This window comes from Pseudoxanthomonas sp. SGNA-20 (assembly GCF_003931635.1).
GTDB lineage: Bacteria > Pseudomonadota > Gammaproteobacteria > Xanthomonadales > Xanthomonadaceae > Pseudoxanthomonas.
In genome coordinates, this window is sequence record NZ_RRYK01000017.1 from 1 (window position 1) to 9,940 (window position 9,940).

Annotated in this window: 9 protein-coding genes; all 9 read right to left on the minus strand. The window is 58.8% G+C overall.

Annotation, left to right across the window (positions count from 1 at the left end):
• The coding region (locus tag EIM48_RS15120) for an AAA family ATPase (protein WP_125112039.1) at window positions 1-690 on the minus strand (690 nt) is incomplete at its 3' end.
• Between the two features lie 264 nt (window positions 691-954).
• Window positions 955-2,133 (minus strand): GIY-YIG nuclease family protein, encoded by a 1,179-nt coding sequence (locus EIM48_RS15125; RefSeq protein WP_125112040.1) that lies wholly within the window; start codon window positions 2,131-2,133, stop codon window positions 955-957.
• On the minus strand, window positions 2,126-4,180 hold the full coding sequence (locus tag EIM48_RS15130; RefSeq protein ID WP_125112041.1) for a DEAD/DEAH box helicase: 2,055 nt from the start codon (window positions 4,178-4,180) through the stop codon (window positions 2,126-2,128). Before EIM48_RS15130 ends, EIM48_RS15125 begins: the two co-directional genes overlap by 8 nt.
• On the minus strand, window positions 4,180-5,013 hold the full coding sequence (locus tag EIM48_RS15135) for a hypothetical protein (RefSeq protein ID WP_125112042.1): 834 nt from the start codon (window positions 5,011-5,013) through the stop codon (window positions 4,180-4,182). The genes EIM48_RS15130 and EIM48_RS15135 overlap by 1 nt, the downstream gene beginning before the upstream one ends.
• Window positions 5,010-7,796 carry a DNA methyltransferase gene (locus tag EIM48_RS15140; protein WP_125112043.1) on the minus strand — a complete coding sequence of 929 codons (2,787 nt, stop codon included), beginning with the start codon at window positions 7,794-7,796 and terminating at the stop codon, window positions 5,010-5,012. Before EIM48_RS15140 ends, EIM48_RS15135 begins: the two co-directional genes overlap by 4 nt.
• Before the next feature lie 197 nt (window positions 7,797-7,993).
• On the minus strand, window positions 7,994-8,413 hold the full coding sequence (locus tag EIM48_RS15145; RefSeq protein ID WP_072756440.1) for a type II toxin-antitoxin system VapC family toxin: 420 nt from the start codon (window positions 8,411-8,413) through the stop codon (window positions 7,994-7,996).
• The gene (locus EIM48_RS15150) at window positions 8,410-8,664 is read right to left on the minus strand and encodes an Arc family DNA-binding protein (protein WP_125112044.1); all 255 of its coding nucleotides are present in this window, start codon (window positions 8,662-8,664) and stop codon (window positions 8,410-8,412) included. Before EIM48_RS15150 ends, EIM48_RS15145 begins: the two co-directional genes overlap by 4 nt.
• Before the next feature lie 111 nt (window positions 8,665-8,775).
• Window positions 8,776-9,117 (minus strand): CopG family transcriptional regulator, encoded by a 342-nt coding sequence (locus tag EIM48_RS15155; protein WP_125112045.1) that lies wholly within the window; start codon window positions 9,115-9,117, stop codon window positions 8,776-8,778.
• Window positions 9,118-9,675: 558 nt separating this feature from the next.
• The coding region (locus EIM48_RS15160; protein WP_148098709.1) for an integrase core domain-containing protein at window positions 9,676-9,940 on the minus strand (265 nt) is incomplete at its 5' end.

Below are 9,940 nucleotides of genomic sequence, written 5' to 3' on the forward strand. Positions count from 1 at the left end.
TCTTGCCTTAGCGCCAATGTTGACACCCAGTTCCTGGGCCGTGGCGGTGACGATCTCCAGCGCTTCTTGCAACTGTTGTTCGGCCTGATCTCCAAAGGCACTGCGTGCGTCCCTTGCCGCCCTGACCAGCGCGACTGAAGCGTCGACTCGTTCTTCCGAGATGCGGTTCAATACAGAGCCCCGCTGCCATCCCAGATTGAAGTCCGCCAAGGCACCAATACGAGTAGGTGCTAGAGCAACGCGATCCTTCCATGCGAGGGTCTTTGTGATACCTTGCTGTGCAGCACGATCAGAGATAAGAGTCCATGACGGTTCCAAGTCACTAGTAACCGTCAGGTTTATACAAAGCACGACCTCGGAATCAACTTGGGGCTCGTCCTCGACAATGCCGGAGTCGGCGCGATATCCGCGCAGAAACGGGCCGTAATTTTCCAGCGCCTTCAACGGTTCATCCAACTCACCCAGCGTCAACGTGATGCTGATTGGAGTCGTGATGTCCAAACCGAAGAAATCGGCATCCGAGAACTGGACGTTTCGTCTTGCGCTTAGGCACAAGTCGATTGCGTCCAGTACCGTAGACTTGCCACTATCACCGGGGCCGATAAGACAATTGATGCCTGGTGCCGGATACCAGACTAATCGCCGTATACCGCGAAAGTTGGCGATCTCGACTTTTCTAATTCTTGCCATGAAGCACGCCTGATTTAGTCTCTGCGCAGCGCGATCTGTGTTCGATTTCTTCCTTTGATAACTTGCTATGCCACCTCACCAATTCGCCATCGGCGAGGAATACCAAGACTTGCTGCAGGCTCACGGTTCGATACGGCGGACTCGGCAGATGCTGGACGGCGGTCGTCGGTTACGAAACACGGTTCGCTATGGTCATTGTGACAGCCTCGCCATACTCAATCTTCCTAGTGTTTCTCCTGGCCAGCGGTACATGCATAACCAGACCTATACTTTCACCAGCTTCGCGGCCTCGGGGTCGTACACGTAGCCGGTGATGCTGCCATCCTTGATGCGCGCAACAGCCTCGTCGATAACGAACAACGGCACAAGAAACCACTCCTCAGGCTGCACGGGATGACCGAAGCGGTCGTTGATGGTGATGTTCAACCGAGCCGGGGCGAACAGCCGGTGGAACAGCTTCTCCATCCGGGTTCGGTTGATACCTGCGAGCTTGTAGGTCGCCACCACCTCAACCTTTGCCAGCAGGTAGGTGGCATCGTGTTCGGCGTTGGCAATGCGTGTTTCCACCTTGCCACCTGTTACGCCTATCTTGTGGATAATGTCCCGATGTTCGCTCACAAAGGGGTGGTCGGAGAGCGAGCGCAATACATAAATGGTGCCACTTTCCAAGTCACCCTCCTCGAGCGTATCACTGAACAATGGCCCCATGTCGGGATCGGTAATCCGGCGAGCAGTCTCGTCCTTGTACAAAGCGCGCGCAAGAGATAGCCGCAGTAGGTTGCTTTCTGTGCCATTCGAAAAAATGACACGCAGCCGAGCGTCCTTCTTCCCTTGTGGCGAGTCGAACTCTTCGCCTTCTTCCGCCACATAGACCGTCTGCCCATCCAAGATGAACCAGTGACCTACTTCGATCGTCGCGTACTGCCCAAAAGGTCGCGTTACCCTTAAGCCCAGGCTCAGATCGTTGCGCACCTGGTCAAACAAGGGCTTGAACGTATCGAAATCCTCGCACGGCTTGCGGTCTGCAATCTCCTCAGCTGCACGCTTTTCGGCGCTGTGACGGACATGGCGAAGGACGGTGATGTCATTGTCGCCAGCCACATCTGCAAGCTCAGATGCCAACTCGTCGATGTCTATGGATTTATCCCCTGAACCTGCAGCAGCAGGTGCCCCGGCCAGCAGGCCCTGATAATCCAGTGGCTGCAGCAAGGCATGCCACTCAGTCAACGCGCGCAGACGGTCGAGCCGCACGGCATACAGGCGCTCGAAGATGTCACGATCCTCGCCGTGTTGCGGTGCTCGCCCATGCTTTTCGACGAAGCGCTGAATTTCCTCGAATCCGGCGATAACGCGCTCCTCGATGGCCGATCGCCCACTCTTCTTTTCTGGCGGCGCGAACTCGGCCAGTTCTGCGGCCAGATCATCGAGTTCCGACTTACTCATAGCGCCCCTCCGCCTTGTAGCGCATAAAAGCTGCGGCGCCTTCAGCGAGATGCTTTTCCCAAGGGTCTTGCGAAGTCACCGACGGCACCCGGCCTCGCTCGCGCTTGAACTCGACTGCACGCCTGGCGATGACCTTGGCGTCTTCAGGCGTAATGGCCGTACGCTTGGCCGAGATGGCCGCCGCCACCTGTTTCAGGCTGTCCTCGCTCATGGTCTTCGCAAGGATGGCGTAGGCTTCGCCGAAAGGATTGATCCGGTCGATCAGATCAATGTCCAGCTCGCGCACATCCATCGCGAAACGACGCACCCCCTCAATCAGCGCAGTGTTGGGCGATCCCTCGCCGTTGCCGCCTTCCGTAACCAACCGTTTGGCCTGCTGGGTAAGGTTGAGCGCAGCAATAGCGTGCTGACGCACCGCCTCCTGGTCTTCGGCATCAAGCTCCGGATACTTCTCCCGGATGATCTTGCCCATGCGGACCTGCGTCAGTTCCTCGGGCACCAGCTCTTCATCGAACAGGCCACGCTCGATGTTGGACTTGTCCTGTACGAAGGCTGCGATCACTTCGTTCAGGTCTTCCTGACAGATGCGCGCAGCCTCCTTGCTCTTGGGCTCGGCCAACCCAGCAATCTCGATCTGGTACGCCCCTGTCTGCTCGTTGACACCGATGTTGCAGCGATCCGGGTCATAGCCACCCTCGCCATAGTCAAAGCCTGGCGTTGGGCCGCTGTCGGTGTTCTTGGGCTTGAACTCGAAGCGCGGCGCAAGCACCTGTTCCATCAGCAGGCTTGCCGCGATGGCCTTCAAGGTATCGTTGACAGCCTCGGTAACCGCTTCTTCGGCAGCATCCGGCTCGGCAATCAGGTTGGTGAACCTTGCGCGCGTCTTGCCCGGCGCGTCGCGCGTGGCACGGCCGATGATCTGCACGATCTCGGTCAGGCTGGCGCGGTACCCCACGGTCAGCGCATGCTCGCACCAGATCCAGTCGAAGCCCTCCTTCGCCATGCCCAGCGCGATGATGATGTCCACATGGTCACGGTTGTTCTTTTGCGCCGGGTCTTTCAACGCGGCCACTACCCGGTCACGCTTCGAAGGCTCGTCATCCACCAAGTCGGCAATGCGCAGCACGCGGCCATCCGGCCGCTTCACCAGCTGAAAGCCCGTGGCGGGATCGATGCCCTGCCACTCCCCCAGCGTCTCGATGATGTGCTCCACTTCCCGCACCTTGTCCTTCGTACTCTCGCGCGAATTGACGTTGGGGATGTGGATGATGGTCTTCTCGGTCGGGTCAAGCACATTGAGGATGTCGTCAACGTAAGACCCGCTGTAGAAGAAGTAGCCGATGTCGAGCTGCTTGAGGTACTCGTAGCCGTTGAGCTGTTCGTAGTAGGTGTATGTAACGGTATCGAACTTCGCCTCGTCCTGCGGCGCCAGCACAGCCTCCGCATCGCCCCGAAAATAAGAACCCGTCATGGCGACGATGTGCGTCTTGGCGCGCGCGATGAATTGCCCCAAGTGCGTGCCCAGCTTGTTATCAGGGTTGGCCGACACGTGGTGAAACTCATCGACGGCAATCAGCCGATCATCGAACGCCTCCACGCCGTAGGTATCCACCGCAAAGCGAAAGGTCGCGTGGGTGCAGACCAGCACCTGATCGTCGCTTTCCAGGAACGCGCCCAGCGACTTGACCTTGCCGCCGTTGTCGTTGCCCGGCGCGTTGCACAGGTTCCACTTCGGCTCCACGTGCCAGTCGGCCCAGAAGCCATTCTTCGACAGCGGCTCGTCGTTGAAGCTGGCCCCGATGGATTTCTCGGGCACGACAATGATGGCCTGCCTGATGCCCTGGTTGTGCAGCTTGTCCAATGCGATGAACATCAGCGCCCGGCTCTTGCCCGAGGCGGGCGGCGACTTGATGAGCAGGTATTGTTCCCCCCGTTTCTCGTAGGCCCGCTCCTGCATCGGGCGCATCCCAAGCGCATTCACCTTGGTCGATGCGCCGCTGCGGGCATAGGTGACAGAAACGGAAGGTATTGACCTTTTCTCCATGATTATTTTCTTTCCCCCGCAACGCTCGCCAGTGCAGCTTTTAGTGCTTGAAAACAGAGTTTTGCCGTATGCTCATCTGGCGTAAATCCAGAAACCATCTGCTCATATGGATGAATGTAGTTACGAAAATCACGCAGGCCATGGCTGAATTTCTTCACATCCGGCTTGAGCAGGCCAACCTCGCATGCGACATCAATAAATTCAGCAAGAGTCCAATTTGGAAATTGCTTTACCTTGCCCTCCTTGCTCTTCGGGCTGGCAGATGCCTGATTGAAGCGGGCGGGCTCATGTTGAGCAGCCCCAAGCAACACTGCTTCCAGCACACTTCCGCAAAGAAATATCACTGAAAGATATGCTCCTGCCACTAGCGCTTTCCGCGCTTCAGCGAGGCGTCCTTCAATAATCGGCACAGCCGATGCCTCAATCGGAAGTTTTTCGAGCTTGGGGACTGAGAACTCTTGGCTCAAGAAATCATCGTCAGCGCTTGAAGATGGTGTAGGTTGTGGTCTCCCCGACAGCCGTCCAACAATACTCCGCGACTCTTTGAGAACAGCGGCATCTACTTTTTTGCCGTTCAGCTTGCAGTTGGCCTCATATACATCAAGCAGCTCAGACACGACCCTACCAACCAAAACATCGGGCTCGCGCTCCCAGAACGCGCGCATTTTCTTGGCCTTTGAGGTTCCATAGATCTGGTATTTCGCGCCATGAATTTCGACCCCATGGCGACTGAAGAGTTGGCCGAACGTCATATCGTTATAATCGAGGACGTAGCCACTCTCCATCCCGAGGATCTTTTCAAGATAGCGCTTTTCAACCTCTGTGAGAGTGCTCATGCCTTTGCCCCCGCTTTGCGCTTCCCGCCTCTTCCCGGTGCAGCAGAAAAGTTCATTTTGGTGTAAAGGTCGAAAAGCTTTTCCAGCCGCTCGGTATCGTTCTTGAAGCGGCGACCGATGTAGATGCGCTCCAGCACTTCGTCGTTGCGATCATGGGCGGCGCGCAGGTCGGCGGGCATCTTTTCGGGGTCGTACAGGTCCGCGATACTCGCGGGAAAGTGACGCTCTCGCGCCAGCAGGATGTCCTCCGCGCAGCGCGTGAGATCGGCCTTATTTTTCTCTGTCAGCGTCGGTACCGGGAACGTGTTCCAGCCTAGGGTGTTGGAGTAGCGGTAGCGTGTCTCCAGCTTGCCGCATACCGTGGCGATCCAGACAAGATGCAGGCGCGAGGCGATGAGCGCCATGTTCCAGAGAGGCGCGTCGTACAGGCCATACGCAGCGTTAGAAATGATGCTGCCTGTTGGCAGCAGCCCAACTGGAAGATACGGCCGAGACTCGCTCGAATGGATCGGGATGATGATTGACTGGTTGCCCGGTTTCCCTTGAATTTGCCGGAATCGATGCGGGTACTGCGCAGCAGGGCGCGTTTCCTTCGCCTTGCTGTTTGCCCGGAATTCCCTCACCCGGTCAAAGCGGAGTGCAAGGCTTGGGATGGAACTAGCCTCGCTCTCGTCGGCATCAGTGACCCATATGCAAACCCGAGGCGAGCCCTTGATGAACTCATCCGAACCAAAGTAGGGCCGCAAAAATCTCTTGGCAGTCGGCGAGTCGATGGAAATCTGCCGCGCCTCATCCGGCGACAAGATCAGGTTTCCGCCGTCCGTGGGCTTGTTACCCCAGTACATATCAGGGCGCCCCGTTGGCGCTCTACTTGCAGCATCAACGTAAAGATTCGGCCCGGGCACTATGTATGCGTTGATGTTCGGAACCAGCTTCTCGATGGCTTCGTCACCATCTGAAACCTCGAAAAGTCGTGCCCCTCTGCCCGTATCGGTGGTCAGACCGATGATTTGGACGGTGACACCAGCATTGTGTTTAGCTAGGTTGCGCCACTTAAACGAGGAATAGGCAAAGAAAATGCGCGACGATGCGTCCAGGAGTAGCGGCCAGAACATGTGAACAAGCTGGCCTTGGCATATTGAGTTCGTCGCAACGAAAGCAGCTTTTGCTGCTTGTTGCTGCATGAACTCATGTGCTTTCCAAAACCAGCCCATCACGTAGTCAAACGACTTCCAATATTGACTATGACCTTCAAAGAGCCACTTGAGGTCCGCTTTCTGTTCCGCGGTTTGCGAACTTAGACCGGCGTAAGGCGGGTTCCCGCAGATATAAGTCTCGCCGCCTTCGTTCTCGAAGTCGATCTCAGCCTGATCAAGCGGCGTTTGCAGAAGGTCGTCTGAAACCAGCTTCACTCCTGAACCGCCAACATCCATCAAACCCAACCAGTCGAGTCGCAACGCGTTGCCACAGGTGATCCAATTCTCGCTACGAAGGGGCAGAAACTCGGCCAAGGCCAGCTTCTGCCCACGATAAAGCACGTCGCACTGGTACTCGGCGATAACCAATGCAAGGCGCGCAATCTCAGCCGGGAAGTCGCGCAATTCGATCCCGCGAAAGTTGGTGAGCGGGATTTCTGATGCGCGATCCGGCTCGCCGCGCCGCTTGTTGATCTCGGCTTCAATGGCGCGCAGTTCCTTGTAGGCAATCACCAGGAAGTTGCCCGAGCCACAGGCCGGATCGAACACACGAATACGGGAAATGCGCCTGCGCAGGTTGAGCAACATGCGCGGGTTGTCGCCCGCCTCGTCCAGCCTGGCGCGCAGATCGTCGAGAAACAGCGGGTTCAGCACTTTCAGGATGTTGGGAACGCTGGTGTAGTGCATCCCCAATGCGCCACGCTCCTCGTCGTCGGCGATGGCCTGGATCATCGAGCCGAAGATGTCCGGATTGATCCTGGTCCAATCCAGACCGCCCACATGCAGCAGATAGGAGCGCGCGACCTTGCTGAACCGCGGCACATCATCGCCACCCGAAAACAGGCGTCCATTGACGTAAGGGAACTCGTCCGCCCAGCGCGGAATGCCAGCGGCCGCCCTGTCCTCACGCTTGGTGTTCATGGCGCGGAACAGAGTGGAGATCACTTCGTGCGTGTTGGACGAATCCCTGGCGCTCATCGTCGCCACAGTTTCGGTGAAGCGCCCCTTGCCGGTGAAAATACCGGTGTCTTCGGCAAAGAAGCAGAAAATCAGCCGCGCCATGAACTTGTTCATGTCCTGGCGGCGCTCGCCCTGGCCCCACTCGGGGTTCTCCTTCAGCAGTTCGACGTACAGACGATTGAGGCGGCTGGTGGCCCGGATGTCGAAGGCGTTTTCGCTGATCTGACGGACCTTGCTGATGCCCGCCAGCGGCAGGAAGAAGCCGAAATGGTCTGGAAAATCCCTGTACGCACAGGCGACCGTCTCGCCGCTGGCGATGTCTTCAGCCTCGAAATCCACACCATCGGTGGCAAGAATGAATTTCGCCTTGGCCTTGGTCGTTGCCGGGCTCTCCCTGAGCCTCGCAAGCGCCTGCCTGACCTGCCCCGGCGCGCAGGTCAGGATGTGGATGTTGTTGGTCTGGAGCACGCCTCCGACATCGGACTTGTTCGTGGTGCCCGTGCGCAGCCGCTTGAGCGTCGTCTCCTTGTTGCCGAAGGCCGCAAGGAACGCATAGGGGAACTCGACGGGGTCGAACGGCTGCTCGGCAAGCTCCGTGACGGCCTGTTCAATCTCTACGGCATTCATGGGTGTATCGCCCTCCTCGCGAGCGCGACTGCCCGATGACTGCGGTGTCGAGTGGCACTCATGTTCTTCCTGTCCAGCTTCTTGTCAGTTATCGAACCAAGCTGCCGCAACGACGCCGCCTGGTTACATCCAGCGTGAATCACATTCGTTCCCTTGGCAGGGCCTGGCCTGATATCCAGCGTCGCAGGCATTTCGGCTTACGATCCGTCCCACGGATTGATGACCGCCACCCCAGCCGCCTCGAAGGGCGCGGTATCGCGTGACGCCACGATGAAGCCCCGCGATGCAGCGATGGCGGCGATGTAGCCATCCGGCGTCGGGAAGCCACGCCCTCCATTCCTGGCCGCCACGGCCAGCTCTGCGTAGCACCGCGCTGCCTCCGTGTCGAAGGACAGCACGCGATCCCTGAACAGCTCCAGCAGCGCGTTGAGCGCGCCATCCAGCAGGTCCCTGCGCCTGCCCTGCGGCAGTGCCTGGATGCCGAACAGCAGCTCAGCCAGCGTGACGCTGGTGATGTATAGAGTCTCCGCCGCCTGGTCATTCAGCCACGCCACGACCACTGCGTTGGGCGCCGGCTTCATCGCCTCGGATACGACGTTGGTATCGAGGACGATCATTCGAACCTCGGCGGCTCGGCGGGCGTCCTGTCACGGACTTTTTCCAGGATGGCGAAGTCTTCGTCCATAAGGCCTACTCTCCGACCGATAGCCGCCAAGGCATCACCCACGCGCACGCGGCTTTCCGGCTTGACCGCCGCCGCCAGGATCTCGCGCACCTCGGCCTCCGTACTGCGGCCATGCTGCGCGGCCCGCACCCGCAAGGCCCGGTGCACGTCTTCAGGGACGTTTCTGATCGTCAGGACAGCCATGACGCGATACCTCGCACTATGCCTTCAATGACAGCAAATTTATCATAACGACAGCATTGCTTCAAACCATCTCTGCCCCGGCTATCTGCCGGCCGGCTCGACGCCTCCCCGTCAAGCACCCCGAACCGCTCGCCACATGATCTGACGCATCTCGGTCTGGAGCGCCCATAGGTCCTTCATCAACGCCTCCACGTCCACAGGGCTAGCCCCCTGCCCTCGCTTCTCGGCGAGCCAAAGCTTCAGTAGCCCGGCAACCCGCCCCAGGTCGCCGTTGACCCGCCCCAGGTCGGCCACGGCCTTCAGGTCAAGGACAGAGCGGACCGGGTGGTTCAGCCCTGCCGCCCGCATGTAGGCCGAAACCGAAAGCCCTGTCTGTGCCGCGCGGACTTCGATCTCGGCCCGTTCCTCGAGTGTGACCCAGACCTTGATCGGCGGCAGGCTGCGCCGGGGCATTCAAGCAGGTCGTTCGCGCTATCGCCTGGCATCACATGTTCCTCCCGTCGGTGCGAGTGAGGGCAACTATCGCGGCAGCGACGGTGCGCCTCGCAGAGCAAGATGCGGTCGAGCCAATGGCGAGTAAGGGGGAGTGTTGGAGGACTTCGCGCTTGCGCGTAGGCCCACAACACATATCTTGCCGTCAAAACTCACTGCGAACTTATGCGATCTTTCGCGATCGACACGCGAATCGACGATCAATCGCACGTCTTCGCACATCATCGCGTTTCGTCGCGTACGTTCGCGCTTCGTCGCATGGAATCGCACATATTCGCGCAACATGGCCTGCACGCGGTCGCGATGGGCACCAAAAGGAAAGGGGCCGTTCGGCAGATTCCAGCGGCCCCTCGATTCACAGACAAAACATGCATCTGCCACGCCGCCCAAGGGCCGGACAGTCAACGGCGACACGGGTGTTGAGCCGCCCCTCGGTGGAGGTGCTAACAGATTACACGTGCCCTTCCCGGCCCTTGTCTCTTTTGGTGTCCTTGACCTGAGTATGGAACTTGTAGCCAATCAGGCAGTGAGTCCGGGGTGAATGGTATCGGGTTCCGACCAGTTCCGGCGAACGGTCGCCGGGGGGTTGTAGCCATGGGCGCTGTGCGGCCGCTGCTCGTTGTAGAACTGCCGCCAGCGTTCGATCAGCACCTTCGCTTCGGCGCGGCTGCGGAACCATTCCCAGTTCAGAAGCTCGTCCCGAAGCTTGCCGTTGAAGCTCTCGACGAACCCGTTCTGCCAGGGGCTACCCGGCGCGATGAAGGCCGGGCCGATCGCCGCGTCT